We start from the raw sequence: 18,065 nt of genomic DNA, 5'->3' as shown, positions 1-18,065 counted from the left end.
CCATGGTGCTGCGGACCTTCGGCTGGTCGTTCGCCGTCACGGCGGTGGGCCTCGCCTTCGCCTGGTGGCAGTGGGGCTGGGAGGCCTTCGGGATCGTCCTGATCCTCTCCGTCCTGGAGATCTCGCTGTCCTTCGACAACGCGGTCGTCAACGCCGGGATCCTGAAGAAGATGAACGCCTTCTGGCAGCGCATCTTCCTCACCCTGGGCATCCTGATCGCGGTGTTCGGCATGCGGCTGGTGTTCCCGGTCGTGATCGTCGCCATCAGCGCCGAGGTCGGCCCGGTGGAGGCGGTCCGGCTCGCCCTCGACGACCCCGACCGCTACCAGGACCTGGTCACCGACGCCCACCCGGCGATCGCGGCCTTCGGCGGCATGTTCCTGCTGATGATCTTCCTGGACTTCGTCCTGGAGGACCGCGAGATCAAGTGGCTGGCCTGGCTGGAGCGCCCGCTGGCGAAGCTCGGCAAGATCGACATGCTGGCGGTCTGCCTGGCTCTGATCGCCCTCCTGGCGACCGCGATGACCTTCGCCACGCAGGCGCACGTCAGCACGGGCCACGCGGACAAGACCGCCACCGTCCTGCTGTCCGGCGTCGCCGGCCTGATCACCTACCTCGTGGTCGGCGGCCTCTCCGGCTACTTCGAGGACCGTCTCGAACAGGAGGAGGAACACGAGCACGAGGAGGAGGAGAAGGCCAGGGCCGAGGGGAAGCAGGTCTCGGCGGTCGCCCTCGCCGGCAGGGCCGCGTTCTTCCTCTTCCTCTACCTGGAGGTGCTGGACGCGTCCTTCTCCTTCGACGGCGTCATCGGCGCCTTCGCCATCACCAACCACATCTTCTGGATGGCGCTCGGCCTGGGCATCGGCGCGATGTACGTCCGCTCCCTCACGGTCTACCTGGTCCGCCAGGGCACCCTCGACGACTACGTCTACCTGGAACACGGCGCCCACTACGCGATCGGCGCCCTCGCGGCGATCCTGCTGATAACCATCCAGCACCAGATCAGCGAGATCATCACCGGCCTGATCGGCGTCGTCCTGATCGCCGCGTCCTTCCTCGCCTCCGTGCGCCGCAACAAGGAACTGGAGGCGCCGTCAGGGGCGTGAGACACCGACGAGGGGCTCCCGAGCGGGACACAAGGGATGATCTGCGACAAACGTGGTCCACGACATAGGCGTTTTCGCCCGATTATGGCTAGCTGGATGTGTTTGCCTCGCGCACAGCGTCGCGTCGTCCACGCGCCGTCCTCGTCGATCGCCCGCCCTGGAGACTCATGCGCCTCCGCGCCCCCTCCGTCCCGCGAACCACCCCGGCTCGCCGTATCACCTCGCTTCCGCCCCTGGCCCTGGCCGGCGGTGCCCTCACCGTCGGCATCGGCGGCCTCTATCTCGCCGGGCTGCTGCTCGCGGGCGGCGACATAGAGGGCGGCACGACGGTGCGCGGCGTGGACATCGGCGGCCTGAGCCGCGCGGAAGCGGTCAGGAAGCTGGAGGACCGACTGGGACCGGCCGGCACCCGCGACCTGGCCGTGACGATCGGTGACCGCACCACCACAGTCGATCCGCGGAAGGTGGGCATCACCTTCGACTACGACAGGACCGTGGACCGCGCCGGCCGCACCGAGAGCGCCGATCCGTTCAGCGTGATCGGCGGCCTGTTCAGCTCGGGCGGCCCGGTCGAGCCGGCCGTACGGGTCGACGAGGACAGGGCCCGCGGGACCCTTGGGAAGATGGCGAAGGCGCTCGACCAGAAGGTCCGCGAGGGCGCCGTCACCTTCGAGGACGGCCAGGTGCGGCCGGTCACCCCGCGCAGCGGCTACGCGCTCGACACGGACGCCGCCGTCGGCGCCCTGCGCACCGCCTTCCTCCAAGGCGAGCCCGAGGCCGTCACGGCCCTGCCCACCCGGGAGACGAAGCCCGAGGTCACCGAGCGGGAGCTGCGGCGGGCGGTGCGCGAGTTCGCGGAACCGGCCATGTCGGCGCCGGTCACCCTCACCGCGGCCGACCGGCGCTTCACCATCGACCAGCCCGTCCTGGGCGATCACCTGACGATGCGCGCGGACGACGCCGGGCACCTCACACCGCGACTGGACGCCGAGGGCCTGCGCACCGACCCCGCGGTGGCCCGCGCCCTGTCCGTCCTGCCCGCGCGGGCGCACAACGCCGAGCTGCGTCTCGTCGGCAACCGGGTCGGGGTGGCCGAGGACGGCCGGGCCGGCCATGTCGTCACCGACAAGGCGCTGGGCAAGGCCGTGCTGCCGCTGCTCACCCGGCGAGGGGCCGCCCGCAGCGGCGAGATCGCCACGCTCGTGGCCGAGCCGCAGGTGACCCGTGCGAACGTCGAACGACTGGGGCTGCGGGAGGAGATGTCCTCCTTCACCGTCAACTTCGAACCGGCGCCCTACCGCTCGCGCAACATCGGCCGTGCGGTGGAACTGATCAACGGCTCCGTCGTCATGCCGGGCAAGACCTGGAGCTTCAACCGGACCGTCGGCCAGCGCACCGAGGCCAACGGCTTCGTCGAGGGCGTGATGATCCTCAACAACGAGTTCACCAAGGCGCCGGGCGGCGGGGTGTCGGCCGTGGCGACGACCCTCTACAACGCGATGTTCTTCGCCGGCGTCAAGCCCGTGGAGCACGGCGCCCACTCGTTCTACATCGAGCGCTACCCGGAGGGCCGGGAGGCGACGGTCGCCTGGGGCAGCCTGGACCTGAAGTTCGACAACGACTCGGGCAACGCCATCTACATCCAGGCCCGTTCCACCGACTCCTCGGTGACCATCTCGTTCCTCGGCACCCGCAAGTACGACGACATCGGCTCGATCACGGGGCCGCGTACGAACGTGAAGCAGCCGGAGCGAAAGGTGAACGCCGACGAACGGTGCGTCCCGCAGACCCCGTTGGAGGGCTTCGACGTCACCGTGCAGCGGGTGTTCGTCCAGGACGGCGAGGTGGTACGACGGGAGCCGTTCCGCACCCACTACAAGCCCCGCGACGAGATCGTCTGCGAGGCTCCGCAGTTGCGGTGAGCGTCCGGTGACCCGATGGCCTCATGCTGGTTACGGCAGATGACGGCATCTGACACGCCGCATGGCCAACGATCAAAATGCCTTGTGTACGGCCCGCGAGCCACGTAGAAAAAGGGACGCTGAACTGTAACGCCCCGTCATCGGAAGGATGTCGATCAGATTGCGAGCGTCAGGCCTGCCGAGGCTCGGCCCCGATGGCAGGGCGATCTACGAGCTGGCCCTGACGGGTCCCGGAGTGCTGCCCTCCGCGCTGCCCGGGCAACTCGCCCGCGAACCCGCCGTGATCGAGCGTGCGCTCGCCGACCTCCAGGCACTGGGCCTGTTGTGCCCGTCCGACGACGAGAGCGGGATGCTCACGGCCGTCAGCCCCGACAGTGCCGCCGCGCAGACACTGTTCCCGAGGGAGCAGGCGGTGAGCGAGCAGCTCGGTGAGATCGCCGAGGCCCGTGCGGAGATGGAGCGGCTGCGTCCGTTGTATGCAGCCGCGCGTGCCAAGTGGCTGCAGAACAGCGCGATCGAGATACTGCCGAGCCTGCGCGCCGTGCGGAGCGTGCTCAGCGAACTCGGCGCGGCCTGCACCAGCGAGATGCTCACCTCGCAGCCCGGCGGCGGCCGCCCCACCCCGGTCCTCGAGGAAGCGATCGCCCGGGACGAGGACATGCTGCGCCGCGGGGTCAAGGTCCGTACGCTCTACCAGCACACGGCGCGCTACAACCAGCCGACCGTCGCCTACGTCGAGCGGGTCGCCCGGCTCGGCGCCGAGGTGCGCACGCTCAGCGACGGGTTCCCGCGCCTGATCGTCTTCGACCGGCAGGCCGCCGTGATCACGCTGCACGGCCGTCCCCTGGGCGGGGTCCTGGTGCACGACCAGAGCATCGTGGACTTCGCGGTCGCCTCCTTCGAGCGGGCCTGGCCGAGCGCCACGCCCTTCACCGCCGAGTACCAGAAGGAGCAGGTGCACGCCCTGTCGACGGAGGTGAAGCAGGACATCACCCGGCTGCTGGTGTCCGGCCTCGACGACCGGGCCATCGCCCGCCGGCTTGGCATGGGCCTGCGGAGCTGCCAGCGCCACATAGCGGAGATAATGGAGCAGTTGGGCGCGCGCAGCCGCTTGCACGCCGGTTATCTGATCGGCCGGGCCGGGCTGCTCGACGACACGGACCCCGCGGAGAACGAGCCGACGGTCGCGGGCACCCCGCCCGCGGTGTTCGACACCGAGGGGCTCACCAAGAGGTGACGGGCGGGGCGCTCGCAGCACGGTGGCGCTAGGCGACCGTGGGCACAGGCATGTCGGCCACCGGTTCGATCCGGGGGTCGGCGAGTTTCACGTAGTCCCCCGTCCGCAGGGCCACCGACCGGTCCAGCCGGGCCGCGTTGAAGAAGATCTCCTCGTGGCCCAGCAGGTCCGGGTCGACGAGGAGGTCGAGACCGGGGTCGAAGCTGAACGGCATGATCGAGCCGCTGACGCTGCCCGCGAGCCGCTCGGCGACGTCCCGTGCCGCGAAGGCCGCGTCCGTGCCGTCGTAGAGACCGCGCACCCGGTCGAGGTCGGCCCGGCGGTCGCCCGGCACCACGGTCAACACGTAGCGGCGGTGCTTCTTGCCGAGCCCGACCCGGATGACCAGGCACTTGGCGGCCTGCTCCAGCGTGTGGCCGCGCAGCCGGGACGCGAGGTCGGTGCGTCCCTCGGGGGCGTGGTGGATGAGGCGGTAGCGCGCGCCGGCGCCGTCCAGGAGGGTGATCAGCCGGGTGTACGCGTCCTCGGTCACCGTCGGCCGGCTCATCAGGCGCCCGGGGTACGCGCGTAAAAGACGGTGCCGGTCGACGCCCCGGTACCGAGGTTGATGACGTCCACGCGGGAGTCCGTGCGGGTCGCCCGGACGAAGACGCCGCCGCTGACGGTGGCGGTGCTGAACACGCCCCACACCGGTGTCCACGGCACAAGGGTGCCGTCCTCGTCGGCGCAGTACTCCGGGACGGGGTGGATGCGCCGCTGCAGGACGAACGGGCCGTCGACGGCGTCCCGCACCCGCGCGGCCCACTCCTCGGAGGTGAGGCCCTCCTGCCAGCCGAGCAGCACCGCCTTGCCACCGTGTGCCAAAGTCGCCTTCAGCACCAGTTCCTCCTGGTGCTCGACGGCATGGGCGAGGAGGTCGACGCGGCTGCCGTCCTCCAGGGTGACCTCGCCCTCGCGCACGGTCCTGGTCCAGGGCAGGATCCGGTCCAGGGCGGCCAGCTCCTGCGGGTCGAACAGATGGCGGTTGGCCTCGTCGGAGAGCATCGCCAAGGCGGCCTTGCAGCCGAACAGTTCGGCATCCATCGGCGTGAAGATCTTCACCTCACCGCGCTCGGCGGCGTCCAGGACCGGATCCATCAGCGCCACCGCTTCGGGTGCCGACGCGACGTCCTCCAGCATGAACAGCCGGTTGACGATATCCACTCGGTGCTCGCCGAGCCAGAGGCCGCCGTCGCGGGCCTCCAGCTCGCCGATGTGGCAGGCGTGCGCGTCGATGCCGAGCGTGCTCCAGTGCTCGGCGACCGCCCGCATGTACGGCGCGAGCGACTCGTAGCTCTCGGGCCAGTCGGTGATCGCGACCACCGGACGGGTGCCGGGCTCGATCCCGCACTCCAGGCGGATCGTGTCGAGGTGGGCCCGCATCGTGTCGACGTGGTCCAGGTCGTGCTCCTCGACGAACTCCTTCATCCGCGCGTCGTTGAGGAGGGCGCGGTTGATGTGGACCATGTCCGATCCGCCGATGGCGCTGCCCATGTTGTACTCGAGCAGCCGGAAGCCGCCCGCGTCCGCGTACAGGTCGGACCGGCTGAACCGGGTCACACTGGTGCCCCGTCCGCGCAGCACACAGCGGATCTGGTCGTCGTTCATACCGAGCGCGCGGGCGAACGCCGCGAGATCGCCGTCGAACAGCCGGTCGGGCAGGCTGATCAGGGCGCTGCGCAGCACGTCCAGGTCGGCGAGCAGCCGCCGGCGTTCGTCCGCCTCGATGAACAGCGGGCGGGTCAGCAGGCAACCCCGGTAGAAGATGCGCACCAGCTCCGACTGCGGATCCACCGGGACCGGCGTGGGCACGGCCTTGAGGAACTGCGCGGTGAGCGCGTTGCGAGCCACGTGAAAACCCTTCGAGGAATGAGAGTCGGCCAACGGGCCTACGGCGACGTCGAGTTGGCGCCGACGGTGATGACCAGGTAGCAGTAGTCGTCGAGCATCTTGGGCAGCGGGCGGGACGGGCGGCCGAGCGTCTCGGCGAAGGCGAGCGCGTCCTTGAGACCCATGCCCAGCCCCGCCTCGGACAGGAGGCGGGCCGCCCAGTCACGGCCGAGCCGCTGGTGCGCCGCGTACGCGGCTCCGTCGCGGGCGCCGTGCAGCCTTGCGGCGATCGCCTCGTCCCACGGCATCAGCGTGTGCGGGCGCAGGGCGTGCAGCGCCTTCGCCGCGGCCGTCGGGCCGAGGGCGCGCACGCGCCCGGTGGCGGGAGACAGGGCCGCGGGCGCAGCGGCCAGTTCGGTGAAGCAGTCGCCGAGCGCGTCGACGTCGTCGTCGGTGAGCTCGGCCAGGGCGCGGCGGGGGAGGTCCGCGCCCCGGCTCCGCCACCAGGCGGCCAGGCCCTCGTCGAAGGGGTCCGGCTCGCCCGGCTTGGGATACCGGATCCGGCACCCCGCCGCGTTGAGCCAGCGCAGCAACGCCTTGCGGTGCGCGAGCTCGGCGAGGTCGGGCCGGTCTCCGGTGGCGGTCACGTAGTCGTGCCAGATCTCGTCGACCCGCGTGTACTGCGCGAACCGCTGCACTGCGGAGGTCAACGAGGCCTGGTTCATCTGCAGTTCGGGCACGACTACTCCTCGGAGGGGGGTGGGGCGGTGATCACCGGGACAGTATGTAACCGTCCTGCGGTCGGTGGCCGCGCGAGCGGCGCAGGTCGGTGAGCACGAAGGTGCGCTGCAACCAGCGGTCGTTGCCGTCGTAGCGGGGGGAGAACGCGGTACGGCCGTGCAGCGTCACCCGGTTGTCGACGATCGCCAGATCGCCGGCGGCCAGCCGGATCGTGTACGACACGTCGTCGAGCGCCTTCTCCAGGGTGCGCAGCGCCTCCTCGGCGCGCGGGGTCACGCCGGTGGTCGCGGCGAAGTCGACCCGGATATCGGGGTCGTTGGGGTCGCCGAACAGGACCGGGTGGGCCGGGGTCGCCTCGTCCTGCGCGCCGAAGGAGGGCGGCGGCTGCGTGGAGAACTCCGGGGCGGACAGCGCCTCGACGACGGCCGGGGGCAGCAGCGGCAGCGCCTCGCGGATGCCCGCGGTGCGCAGCCCGGCCTCGCTCTCGTGGTCGGCGCGCAGGCACAGCAGCATCACATGGTCGGGGCGGTGCTCGTGGAAGGCGTTCTCGTTGTGCATCATCAGCGCCACCGAGCCGGCGTTGCCCTGGAAGGTCTCCTGGCCCGGCACCGGCACCACGTCCTGGACGAGGGCACCGGCCTTCTCGGCGCGGAACGCGGCCGGGTCGCCCAGGCCGCAGGCCATCATCATCAGCACCGCGGCGGGCACGCTGACCTCGCGCTGGACGGACCCCTTCACGATCGGCGTGGGCGGCAGGGCGGTGGCGTCCACCGGCAGGCCGCGGACCAGGAGCGCGCCGGTGGGGCCGGAGTCGCGGCGGTACTCGCGGGCCGCGCGGCGCAGCGAGGCCGGCAGTTCCTCCCACGCGGACCGGGCGGCGGCCACCCAGCGCGGGTCGTCCACGTCCGGCAGCGTGCCGCACAGGTCACGGGCCGCCGCCTCGATGCGGGCCGTATCGTCGGGGGTCAGGGCGAACACCGCCGGATCGGCTCCGGTGGGTATGCCTGCTGTTGCTGTCACTTCATCACCATTTCTGTACGTGGAGCGGCGTGCGTACGGCGTGCGGACACACGGTCGATCAGGGTCAGAGCGGGAGCCGTGAGCATGGTGGTGACGAGCGTCATCACCACGAGCATGGTGAAGACGGTGGGGGTGATGACCCCTAGCTGGAGACCGACACCGAGCACCACCAGCTCGGTGAGGCCACGGCAGTTCATGAGGGCGCCGAGGGAGAACGAGTCCTGCCAGCCGAACCCGGTCAGCCGGGCGGCGCCCGTGCTGCCGACCCACTTGGCGAGGATGGCGACGGCCGTGATCAGCGCGCACCAGGCCCACAGCGTGGGGTCGTCGCCGATCAGCCGGAACTCGGTGCGCAGGCCGGACTGGACGAAGAACAGCGGGAGCAGCATGACCAGGGTCAGCGAGCGCATCTTGTCCACCGCGCTCGCCACCACGGCGTTGTCCCGCGGCACGACCGCGCCGAACAGGAACGCGCCGAAGATCGCGTGGATGCCGATCCACTCGGTGGTGAACGCGGCCAGCAGGATCCCGGACAGGACCAGCGGCAGGGCGCTGCGACCGGCCGGCCACCGTTCGACGCCGCGGGCCAGCATCGGCCGCAGGACGAACCACACGGCGCAGATGAACGCCACGCTCAGCGCCGCGGTCAGCAGGACCGAGAGCGGCGAGCCGCCCTTGGCCAGCGCGGTCACCAGGGCCAGCAGGCACCAGGCCGTGATGTCGTCGACGGCCGCACAGGTCAGCGCGAGTGCCCCGACCGGGGTGCGGTCGATCTTGCGGTCGGTGAGGATGCGGGCCAGCACCGGGAAGGCGGTGATGCTCATGGACACCGCGATGAACAGGGCGAACGTCAGGAAGCTGACGTGCTTCTCGGCGAACCGGTCGTACATGGCGAAGGCCAGCAGCACCCCGCCGAGCAGCGGTATCGCGATGCTGACGTTGCTCACGAGGATGGCGGAGCGGCCACGGTCTCGGACATGGCCGAGGTTGAGCTCGTAGCCGACCAGGAACATGAACAGGACCAGGCCGAGCTGGGCGAGCGCGTTGACCACCGGCAGCATTTCCTCGGGAAACAGCCAGTGCTGCCCCTCGGGCCAGACCGCGCCCAACAGCGACGGGCCCAGTGCGATGCCGGTGAGGATCTCGCCGATGACCGGGGGCTGGCCGAGCCGGCGGGCCACCCGGCCGGCCAGCAGGCAGCAGATCATCATGATCGGCAGGGCGAGCAGCAGATGGCCCGTCAGCTCCAGCTTCGGGAGCCCGACGGCCAGGTCAGTGGCCATCGGAGGCGTCCTGTTCATCCGTGAAGTACCAGTTCTCGGGGTTGATGAAGCCGAGCGGGTTGACCGGCTCGACGCCCTGCAGGTCGTTCGCGACCTCGAAGACGCGCAGCGGGAAGTTGGGCATCCAGATCACCGGGACCTGCTCGGCCAGGTAGTCCTGGTAGGCGTACATGTCGGCGAGGTCGTCGCTGGTGACCGTCTTCTCGATCAGCTCGTCGGCGACCGGGTCCGAGTAGCTGCCGAAGTTGCAGCCGGCGCCGGTGCGGTAGAGCAGTTCGCCGGTGGGGTGGAAGTTCGGCCCGTACACCCAGCCGCCGTTCCAGCAGGACAGCTCCCAGGTGGTGGTGCCGGTGGTGTCCTGGCCGACCAGGACGGAGGGGTGCACCTCTTCGAGGACCAGCTCGATGCCGGCCCGGGCGGCGTCGTCGCGGAACTTGCGCAGCAGCCTGGCGAGGGTCTTCTCGTGCCCGGAGGCGTACCGCAGCGTGACCGTCAGCCGGGTGCCCTCGGGGATGTCCTCGCCGGCCTGGCCGGCGCCGGTGCCCGGGTTGACGCAGACGGCTGGGGTGACCGAGGTGTCCCAGCCGTTCTCGGTGAGCAGGCGGCGGGCCTTGTCGACGTCGAAGGGGAACGGGTTGGACTTCTGGGCCGGCGACAGCAGTTCGGTGGCCGGCAGGGCCGGGACCGGGCCGTAGGTCGGATAGCCGTAGCCCTTGTAGATCTCCTGGAAGGAGCCGTCCTGGTCGAGGCAGGTCTGAAGGGCCTGCCGGAAGTACAACTGGCGGAAGATCTTCCCGGCGATCGTGGGGTTGGAGAAGTTGAACGGGAAGTAGTGGATGGAGTACAGGATCTGCGGGACGATCCGGTAGTGCTCGGCGAGCGGGTTGGGGCCGCCCGTCGTCGGGTCGGCGGCCGGCTCGGTGATCCGGTCGAAGGGCAGGAAGCCCATGTGGATGGCGTCCGGGCCGTGCGGTCCCTGCTCCAGCCACTGGTACTGCTGCTCGTCGGTGTCGGTGGGCACCAGGCGGAACTCGTCGGCGTACGGCTTGTTGGGGCCGGAGTAGGACGGGTTGGGCACCATCCGGACCAGGCCGTCCATCGCGTACTCGGCCAGTTTCCATGGGCCGTTGACGACCGACCAGATCGGGCTGTCGGCCCAGCGGGTGCGCGCGCTGTTGTCCTCCGCGTACACGTCGCCGTTCTGCGCCATCAGGTAGTCGTAGACGGCGTACGCCTCGTCCTTGTTGCGGGTGGCGTCGGCCGGCCCCTCGGCGGTGCGGTCCCAGGCCTTCGGCAGCGGCGTGATCAGGCTGAACTGGTTCATCAGGACCCAGTTGCGCGCGTAGGCCTTGTCGAAGGTGAAGCGGACCTTGTCCTCGGCGACCTTCTCGTAGGACGTCAGGTTGTCCGGGAAGAAGCCCGGCACATAGCCGCCGTACTCCTCCTTCTTCGCCTCCAGCAGATGCATCCAGAGCATCACGCCGTCCGCGTTCACCGTCTCGCCGTTGGACCACTTGTACGGCTTGACGGTGAGGGTGGCGGTGCGGCCGTCCTCGCTCCACTCGGGCGGCTCGGCCATGCTCAGCTCGTAGTCGACGCTCGCGTCGCCCTTGGTGCCGTACCAGTACAGCGGCCGGTACATGAGCATCTGGAACTCGTAGAGGCTGCGGGCGCCGAAACGGCCCGGGGGCAGCAGCGGGAAGATGCAGGCGGGCGGGAAGCCGGGCGTGCAGGCCCAGCTAATCGTGCCGCCCTTGCGGGGAGTCCGGGTCATGACTGTCCTCGGTCGGTGGAAGTGGCGTCGCGGGGGAGCTCTTCGATGCAGGAGGTGCCGCTGTCGGCGTCGGGGCCGTACCGCTCCCAGGTCTCGTGCAGCCGGATCCGGCCGTCGGGCAGGATCTCCGGGACGCTCTCGCAGTGTCCGGATACGGTCCTGCCGTCGGACAGCACCATCGTGTAGGCGAAGGTGAGCCTGCCGTCGGGGGCGGCGAGGCCGGTCAGGGACCCGCGGCGGACGTCCGCGCCCGCGGAGGAGCCCCAGACCAGGTCGCCGTCCTGGCGGTAGTGGGCGACGGGGGCCTCGGGGCCGGCCGTCACCTTCCTGAACCGTTTGCCGTCGTAGTTGATCACTTTTGCGCTCCGTGGCTGGTGGGGTCGCTCAGGCGGCGTCGCGCAGCTCCAACGTGCAGCACTTGACGCTGCCGCCCGCCTTGAGCAGCTCGGACAGGTCCACGCCTCGCGGCTCGAAGCCCCGCGCCCGCAGTTCGTCGATGAGGTGGGTCGCCGCCTGCGGCAGCAGCACGTTGCGGCCGTCGCTGAAGGCGTTGAGACCGAAGACCGCGGCGTCCGCGTCGGTCGCGAGGATCGCGTCCGGGTACAGCTCGCGCAGCACGGCCCGGCTGCCCGGCGTGAACGCGGCGGGGTAGTACATGACTTCGGTGTCGGACAGCACCGCGAGCGCGGTGTCCAGGTGGTAGAACTCCGGGTTGACCAGGGTCAGTCCGGTGACCGGGACCCCGAAGAACTCCTGTGCCTCGGCGTGCGAGCGGGGGTCGGTGCGAAAGCCCGTGCCGGCCAGCAGCCTGCGCCCGGCCAGCAGGTAGTCGCCCTCCCCCTCGTTGATGTATTCCGGCCACAGCAGCTCCGTGAAGCCCTGAGCGCGGAACCAGTCGAGGTAGGCGGGCCCCTCGGCGGTGCGCTCGGCGTGCCGGAAGCGCGCGCCGAGCACCTTGCCGTCGACGACGGTGGCGCCGTTGGCGGCGAACACCATGTCGGGCAGTCCGGTCAGCGGCTCGATCACCTCGACGGTGTGCCCCAGCTCCTCGTACAGCGCGCGCAGGGTCTCCCACTGGGCGAGCGCGAGCTCGGTGTCGACGGGCTTCTCCGGGTGCATCCACGGGTTGATCGAGTAGTGCACGTCGAAGTGGCTGGGGCGGCACATCAGCAGCCTGCGCCGGGTCACGGTGCGGGCGCCGGCGACGGTCTCGTGGACGGTCTGGCGCGGCAGGATCGGTTCGGTGTACGGCATCGGAGTTCTCTCCCTGGGGTGTGGGACTCGGGTGGGGCGGGTGACGGTGGTCAGTGCGTGAGCCGTACGTCGATGGAGCGGGCGAGGTCCGTCGCCGTGCTCATCGCGTCCTCGAACGAGGTGCCGGTGACACCGAGGAAGCCGAGGATGGAGTTGCCCTCCGGGGGACGGCGGATGATGTCCCCGGGACGGGCCGTGATCTTGAAGAAGAACACCTTGTCGGAGTCGGTGAGCTCGTCCGGGACGACGACCTCCTCGATCTGCCCGGAGTCGCACAGCAGCGCCATGCCGGCGATGTGCACGCCGGTCGGGGTGTACGGACCGGTCTTCGGGGGGACGCCGCGGGCGGTGTCCATGAGGGTCCGGATCGGGCAGTGGTCGGCGGTCAGCCGGGCGATGTGGTCGAGGCCGCCGCCGCCGGGCCGGATCGCGATCTCCAGGATGTGCGGCGCTCCCCGGTGGTAGCGCACCTCGGCGTGCAGCGTGCCGTGGGTGACGCCCTGGGCGCGGACACCGGCCCGGACCGCCTGGTGCAGGGCCTCGACCTGGTCGGGGGCGAGCGAGGTCGGCGCGGCGTGCACGTCGTCGTCGAAGGTGTCGCCCTCGACGGTGACCCGGTCCACGATCGAGCCGAGGTACACCTCGCCGTCCCAGGCGACCGCCTCGCACAGGAACTCCCGGCCGTCCAGGAAGGACTCCACCAGCAGGCCCTGCGGCCCGAGGTCGATGCCGTGGGCCTCCATCCGGTACCAGGACATGTCGTCGATGCCCGCCAGCGCCTGCGGGAAGCGCTCGGCCATGTCGTCCGCGTTCTCGATCCGGAAGACGAAGTTGCTGGCCGCGCCCAGCGTCGGCTTGAGGATCACCGGGTAGCCGAACTCCTCGGCCGCGGCGAGCGCGTCGGTGAGCTCGGGCACGAAGCGGAAGCGCGGGATGGGTGCCCCGCCCTTCTCGTGGGCCTGGCGCATCAGGTACTTGTTGCGGCTGGTGCGCGCGGCCTCCACGCCGACGCCGGGCAGCCCCAGCGCCTCGGCGACCGCGGCCACGGTCACCACGCCGGCCTCGGAGAAGGTCAGCACGCCCTCGAAGCGCTCCTCCTCGTGCCAGGCGCGGGCGGCGGCGACGATGTCGTCGATCTGCTGGGAACCGGCGACGCGATAGCGCTCGGCGGGCCAGTAGTCCTCCTCGCCCAGGCCGTTGAGTACGTACAGGTCGGCCCCGAACTCCTCCAGTTGCCCGTAGCGCGACAGGTAGTAGTGCGCGTTCTGCAGGGCCTCGACGGCGAGCAGCTTCATGGCTCGTGCTCCTTCCTTGGGTCAGTTGGTGGGCTGCGGGGCCACGGCCGCGTCGGCCGCGTCCGTCGCGCCGGGCAGGTCGGGGGCGGTGGTGGCGGCCTTCGCCTCGGCCACTCCCTCGTGCTGTGCGTAGAAGCCCCGCATGGTGGCGATCGCGACCAGCGGGACCACGCCGATCAGCAAGGACAGCGCCCAGAAGGCGGAGGCCACCGAGTGGTGGTCGGCGAGGTAGGAGAGCGAGATCGTGACGACGAGGCCGGCGAAGAGGCTCACCGCGTTGACGGTGCCGAACACCTGGCCCGAGCGGCTGTCCTCGATGGCGCGCATCAGCAGGGTTCGCGAGGAGATCGCCGCGAAGCCGAAGGAGAACGCGGCGAACGGGATCGCCGCCATCAGCCCGGCGATGTGGAACGGCTCCACGGCGATCAGCGCCGCGTTGCCGAAGAAGCCGAAGGCGGCCAGCGTCAGGTTGGAGAACCGGTGCGAGACCCGCTTGTAGACGGCCGCACCGATCAGCATGCCCACTCCGGCCAGCGCGTCGACCAGTCCGAAGATGCCTTCCTTCTGCTTGAACACCTGGATGACGAGGACGACGAGCAGCACGTTGCTGACGGTGATGTTGACGCTGCCGACCGCCAGGAGCAGCCCCAGGCGCTTGACCGGTCCGCCGGTCACCGGCGCCTCGGCCGCGTCCTCGGCGGCGTCGGCCGTGCTCACGGCGGGCTTGTTGCCGAGCAGGATCCAGCAGACCGCGGAGAAGGCGAACGTGACGGCGTTGAAGTAGAACATCGGCATCAGGCCGAAGATCTGGATCAGGAAGCCGCCGACGGCCGCCGACAGCAGCGAGCCGGCCTGCGTGGACATCGAGAAGTTGGCGTTGAACGGCCCGAGCCGCTCGTAGCGGACGCGTTCGCGCACCAGCGCGTTGCTCGCGGGGTTGAACAGCGCCGCGATCATCGACAGGCCGAAGGTGACCGCGTAGGCCGTGTACTGCGTCGACGCCCCCAGCGCGATGGCGACGGGCAGCGCCAGCGCGACCACCGCGCTCGCCACGTCGCACACCAGGCACATCACCCGCCGGTCGAACCGGTCGACGAGCCGCCCGAAGGGCACCGAGAGCAGCACCTGCGGAATGGCCATCACGATGAACAGCCAGCCCACCGACAGCGCGGTCTGCTGCTCCTCCAGCACCAGCAGGGAGGCGCCGAGGAGCTGGATGCCGTTGCCGAGGTAGGTGACGAAGTTCGCCGGGAGAATCAGCCACTCGGCGCGGTCGGCCTTGGGCGGCCCTCCGGCCCGGTCGGCCTTGGCGGACGGTGCCGTGGTCATGGTGCGACTCCTGTTGTCGACTGGTGGGGGGAAGTGGCCGCGGCGTGCGGGGCCTGCGGATCCTCGTCGGCCGGCGCGGCCTCGAGGGGCTCGGGGAGGGCCAGTTGGCCGGGCATCCGGACGGGGTGGTCGACCGCGGTCAGGCCGGTGGGCACCCGCGGTCCGGTGCCCAGGGCCCGGCGGGCGAGCGAACGGGCGATCAGCGGTGCGAACTTGAACGAGGACCCGCCGCAGGCGGCGTAGATCCACGCGTTGTCGTCGCCGAGCTGCCCGAGGACCGGGCCATGGGTCTCCCGGTCGGCGAGGTAGTAGCTGTCCTCGGCCTGTTCGATCCACTCGGCCCGGAAGCCGGCCAGCAGGGAGGTGAAGTGCAGCACCAGGCGGGTCTGCACATCGCGGGGTGCGACGCGGTCGCCGGTCCGCTCGACCGGGCGGCAGGCGACGGCCGCGCTCAGCTTCAGCGGGGCGCCGCCCACCGGCGGCACCAGCCAGGCGCCCTCGGCGGTGCCGAGTGAGGGGATGGCCGGAGTCCGTTCCCACACCTCGCGCATGGACGCCGGCACCGCGCACATGAGCTGGGTCTGCCGGTACAGCGTCAGTCCGCCGGAGAACTCCGGGCCGAGCAGCTCGCGCGACCACAGGCCGGCGGCGACCACCACGGCGTCGCCGCGCAGCACCGTGCCGTCCGCGAGCCGCACCAGGCCGAACGGAGCCTCGACACCGGTCACCCGGTGCCGCGGCAGCAGCTTCACCCCCGGCCGGGCGGCCAGCACCTCGGCGGTGCCGGCCAGGATCCGGTCGGCGAGCAGCACGCCGCCGTCGCGTTCGAGGACGGCCCGGCTGCCGCGCGGCAGCCGCAACTGCGGATACCGCTCGGCGGTCTCGTGTTCGCTGAGCCGACGCGCGCCCGGCAGTTCGGCGAAGGTGGCCGCCGAGGCCTCGGGCTCGCCCGGTCCCAGCACGGTGAGCGCGCCCACCCGGTGGTAGACGGTCCTGCCCAGCCGGGACTCCACCTCGGCCCACCGGTGGTGGGCCTCGATCGCGGCGGCGGCCTCCGCCGGACCCGGGTGCAGGGCTCGCAGCACCCGGTGCCGGTCGTAGGAGGTGGCCTCCGGGTTGGGGATCTCGCCCCGGTCCACGACGATGACCTCGGCGCCGGCCAGGGAGCACTCCAGCGCGGTGAGGAGGCCGATGACCCCGCCGCCCACGACGATGATCCGCACGACGTCAGCCGATCTGTTCCGGGAGTGTGTCGAACGAGGGCAGGGCGAACGGCTTGACCTCGGAGATCGCGAAGGCCTCGAAGCCGAGGGAGCCGTCGAACCCGCCGGCCAGGGTCGCCGCCTCGGCCAGGTCGATCAGGATCGGCGAGGCACACGCGATGAGTGCCCGGACCTCGACGAACAGGTCACCCAGCGCGGTGCGGTCCAACTCCGCCGCCGTCAGGTCGAGTTGCTCGGCCCACCGGGTCAGCCGCTCCAGTTGGACGCAGATCAGGTCGGCGGCGCGGGTGAGGCTGTAGCTCTCCAGCTCGTAGCAGCCGGCGAAGCGGTCCAGCATGATCGCGGCGTGCTTGCGGGCCCGGTCGGAGACGGGCAGCGCGTCGGCCCCGGCCCGCTCGGTCGCCTCGGCGAGCCGGGCGCTCAGCCGCTGCCACGGCCGGACCAGGCGCTCGTCGGTGACCTTGTCGAGGGCGGCCCGGCTGAAGTTGGTGCGCTGGTTCTCCGGGTTCGCCAGTGCGAGGTAGTACCGCACGAGATCCCGGGGGACCTCCTTGAGGAGCTCCTCGGCGTACAGGACATGGCCGCGGCTGGTGGAGAACTTCTCGTTCTCCAGCTCGTAGAACTCGTTGACCACCATGGCGTCCGGCACGATGTACCGGCCCTCGTGCGCCATGATCAGCGCCAGGTGGGTCAGTCCCCAGAACCAGATGTTGTCGAAGCCGATGAAGTAGACCAGCTCGTGGTCGCGCCGGGTCTGCCACAGCTCGTCGGAGGACTCGGTCTCCTCACCGAGCTGCCGGGCCGCGTAGTCGGTGGTGTACATGACGGCCGGGATGCCCTCGACCCAGGCGTTGATGACCTGGCCGGGCGTCTCGGCGAACGGCGCGGGGATGCCCCAGCCGATCGGGTACGTGATCGCGAAGTCGGGCAGCGGGCGGTCCAGCAGTTCACGGATGAGCTGGGCCATGTGCGGCCGGAGGTAGGGGAGCTTCTCGGCGTAGTACGTGGTGAGCCGGTCCCGGTACTCCTCCATGGGCAGCACGAGGATCTCGGCCTCACGGGTGGTGAGGACGTCGGTGGGGTCGACGGTGGAGCGGGTGCCGATCAGCTCGTCGAAGTTGTTGGGGTGCCCGCAGGTCTCGCACAGGCCGCCGCGGCTCTCCGACAGACAGATGGGGCAGTCGCCGCAGATCAGCCCCTCGACGAGGAACTCGCCGGTCTTCTCCGAGTAGGGCAGGTTCACCGTGCGCAGCCGGAACTTGCCGGTGTCGTACAGCTCCTGCACGAACCGCAGCACCGTGGCCCGGTAGCCGTCGTCGTACGGCGCGAAGCCGTCGACGGACATACCCATCGTCGTCAGGGTGTCGCGGATGCCGTGCCAGGAGCGGGTGGCCAGCTCCTCGGGGCTGATGCCCAGCTTGCGGGCGCTGGCCAGCACGTACGTCTGGCTCTCGTCGGTGCCCGAGGAGTAGAGGACGCCGCGGCCGGTGGCCCGAAGGTAGCGCGCGTGGACGTCCGCGCCGATGAACGGGCCGGCGAGGTGGCCGATGTGCAGGCTGCCGTTGGGGGTGGGCGGGGTGTCGATGACGATGACGCGGCGGTCACCGAGCTCGTCGACGGAGGTCATGGTCAGGCCTCGCTCTCGTGCCGGGTGCTGAAGGCCCGGGTCATGTCGGTGTCCCACCAGATGCTGAACATCTCGAAGTCGGTGTCGGTGTCGTTGATGACCTGGTGCTCGTGACCGGGCGGGAAGTGCACGATGTCGCCGGCGACGAACGGCAGCCGCTCACCGCGCGACTCGATCCAGGCCTCACCCTTGACCGCGACGAAGATCTCGTACTCGTGGTGGGCGTGACGGGGGGACGATGAGCCGGCCCGGATGACGCTCTGGGCCCCTTCGAAGGGCGCGTTGAGCGTGGGCCACGGCAGCAGCCGCTGCGACCAACTGTTCTCCGCGCTGAGTGCGGCACGGTCGAAATGACGGATGTCCAAGGGAGTTCCTTCGGGAGATG

At 70.6% G+C, this 18,065-nt stretch carries 16 protein-coding genes; 3 read left to right on the top strand and 13 right to left on the bottom strand.

Features of this window, described 5'->3' with window-relative positions; translation table 11 throughout:
- Positions 1-2 precede the first annotated feature (2 nt).
- From ACZ69Q_RS18510 to ACZ69Q_RS18500, 3 genes are all read left to right on the top strand, one after another.
- Complete coding sequence (locus tag ACZ69Q_RS18510) at positions 3-1,106, top strand: DUF475 domain-containing protein (protein WP_471042834.1); 1,104 nt, start codon at positions 3-5, stop codon at positions 1,104-1,106.
- A 167-nt stretch (positions 1,107-1,273) separates the two neighbouring features.
- The gene (locus ACZ69Q_RS18505) at positions 1,274-3,028 is read left to right on the top strand and encodes a VanW family protein (protein WP_471042831.1); all 1,755 of its coding nucleotides are present in this window, start codon (positions 1,274-1,276) and stop codon (positions 3,026-3,028) included.
- A 160-nt stretch (positions 3,029-3,188) separates the two neighbouring features.
- Positions 3,189-4,265 (top strand): helix-turn-helix transcriptional regulator, encoded by a 1,077-nt coding sequence (locus tag ACZ69Q_RS18500; RefSeq protein WP_471042829.1) that lies wholly within the window; start codon positions 3,189-3,191, stop codon positions 4,263-4,265.
- A gap of 28 nt (positions 4,266-4,293) precedes the next feature.
- Here the strand turns inward: ACZ69Q_RS18500 and ACZ69Q_RS18495 are convergent, their stop codons facing one another.
- The 13 genes from ACZ69Q_RS18495 to ACZ69Q_RS18435 are packed head-to-tail and all read right to left on the bottom strand — an operon-like array spanning position 4,294 to position 18,045.
- Positions 4,294-4,812: a YbaK/EbsC family protein gene (locus ACZ69Q_RS18495; RefSeq protein WP_471042826.1), complete on the bottom strand. Its 519-nt coding sequence runs from the start codon at positions 4,810-4,812 to the stop codon at positions 4,294-4,296.
- Positions 4,812-6,155 carry a hypothetical protein gene (locus tag ACZ69Q_RS18490; protein WP_471042824.1) on the bottom strand — a complete coding sequence of 448 codons (1,344 nt, stop codon included), beginning with the start codon at positions 6,153-6,155 and terminating at the stop codon, positions 4,812-4,814. Before ACZ69Q_RS18490 ends, ACZ69Q_RS18495 begins: the two co-directional genes overlap by 1 nt.
- A gap of 38 nt (positions 6,156-6,193) precedes the next feature.
- Positions 6,194-6,874 carry a hypothetical protein gene (locus ACZ69Q_RS18485; RefSeq protein WP_471042821.1) on the bottom strand — a complete coding sequence of 227 codons (681 nt, stop codon included), beginning with the start codon at positions 6,872-6,874 and terminating at the stop codon, positions 6,194-6,196.
- 31 nt (positions 6,875-6,905) lie between these two features.
- Positions 6,906-7,895, bottom strand: a complete 990-nt coding sequence (locus ACZ69Q_RS18480) for a TauD/TfdA family dioxygenase (protein WP_471042820.1) — start codon at positions 7,893-7,895, stop codon at positions 6,906-6,908.
- Positions 7,892-9,178: a cation:proton antiporter gene (locus tag ACZ69Q_RS18475; RefSeq protein ID WP_471042817.1), complete on the bottom strand. Its 1,287-nt coding sequence runs from the start codon at positions 9,176-9,178 to the stop codon at positions 7,892-7,894. Before ACZ69Q_RS18475 ends, ACZ69Q_RS18480 begins: the two co-directional genes overlap by 4 nt.
- The gene (locus ACZ69Q_RS18470; protein ID WP_471042815.1) at positions 9,168-10,952 is read right to left on the bottom strand and encodes an ABC transporter substrate-binding protein; all 1,785 of its coding nucleotides are present in this window, start codon (positions 10,950-10,952) and stop codon (positions 9,168-9,170) included. The genes ACZ69Q_RS18475 and ACZ69Q_RS18470 overlap by 11 nt, the downstream gene beginning before the upstream one ends.
- Complete coding sequence (locus ACZ69Q_RS18465; protein WP_471042813.1) at positions 10,949-11,308, bottom strand: avidin-fold protein; 360 nt, start codon at positions 11,306-11,308, stop codon at positions 10,949-10,951. Before ACZ69Q_RS18465 ends, ACZ69Q_RS18470 begins: the two co-directional genes overlap by 4 nt.
- Positions 11,309-11,336: 28 nt before the next feature.
- Positions 11,337-12,206, bottom strand: a complete 870-nt coding sequence (gene ddaH / locus ACZ69Q_RS18460) for a dimethylargininase (RefSeq protein ID WP_471042811.1) — start codon at positions 12,204-12,206, stop codon at positions 11,337-11,339.
- A 50-nt stretch (positions 12,207-12,256) separates the two neighbouring features.
- On the bottom strand, positions 12,257-13,501 hold the full coding sequence (locus ACZ69Q_RS18455) for an ATP-grasp domain-containing protein (RefSeq protein ID WP_471042808.1): 1,245 nt from the start codon (positions 13,499-13,501) through the stop codon (positions 12,257-12,259).
- A gap of 21 nt (positions 13,502-13,522) precedes the next feature.
- Entirely contained in the window at positions 13,523-14,830 is a 1,308-nt protein-coding gene (locus ACZ69Q_RS18450) for an MFS transporter (protein WP_471042806.1), read from the bottom strand.
- Positions 14,827-16,053, bottom strand: coding sequence for an FAD-dependent oxidoreductase (locus tag ACZ69Q_RS18445; RefSeq protein ID WP_471042803.1), 1,227 nt, complete (start codon positions 16,051-16,053; stop codon positions 14,827-14,829). Before ACZ69Q_RS18445 ends, ACZ69Q_RS18450 begins: the two co-directional genes overlap by 4 nt.
- Before the next feature lie 4 nt (positions 16,054-16,057).
- Positions 16,058-17,680: a class I tRNA ligase family protein gene (locus ACZ69Q_RS18440; protein ID WP_471042800.1), complete on the bottom strand. Its 1,623-nt coding sequence runs from the start codon at positions 17,678-17,680 to the stop codon at positions 16,058-16,060.
- Between the two features lie 2 nt (positions 17,681-17,682).
- On the bottom strand, positions 17,683-18,045 hold the full coding sequence (locus ACZ69Q_RS18435) for a cupin domain-containing protein (RefSeq protein ID WP_031476050.1): 363 nt from the start codon (positions 18,043-18,045) through the stop codon (positions 17,683-17,685).
- Between the last annotated feature and the right edge of the window lie 20 nt (positions 18,046-18,065).

It is taken from the genome of Streptomyces sp. NPDC036764 (genome assembly GCF_055609385.1).
This window is presented reverse-complemented; position numbering and strand designations above follow the sequence as displayed.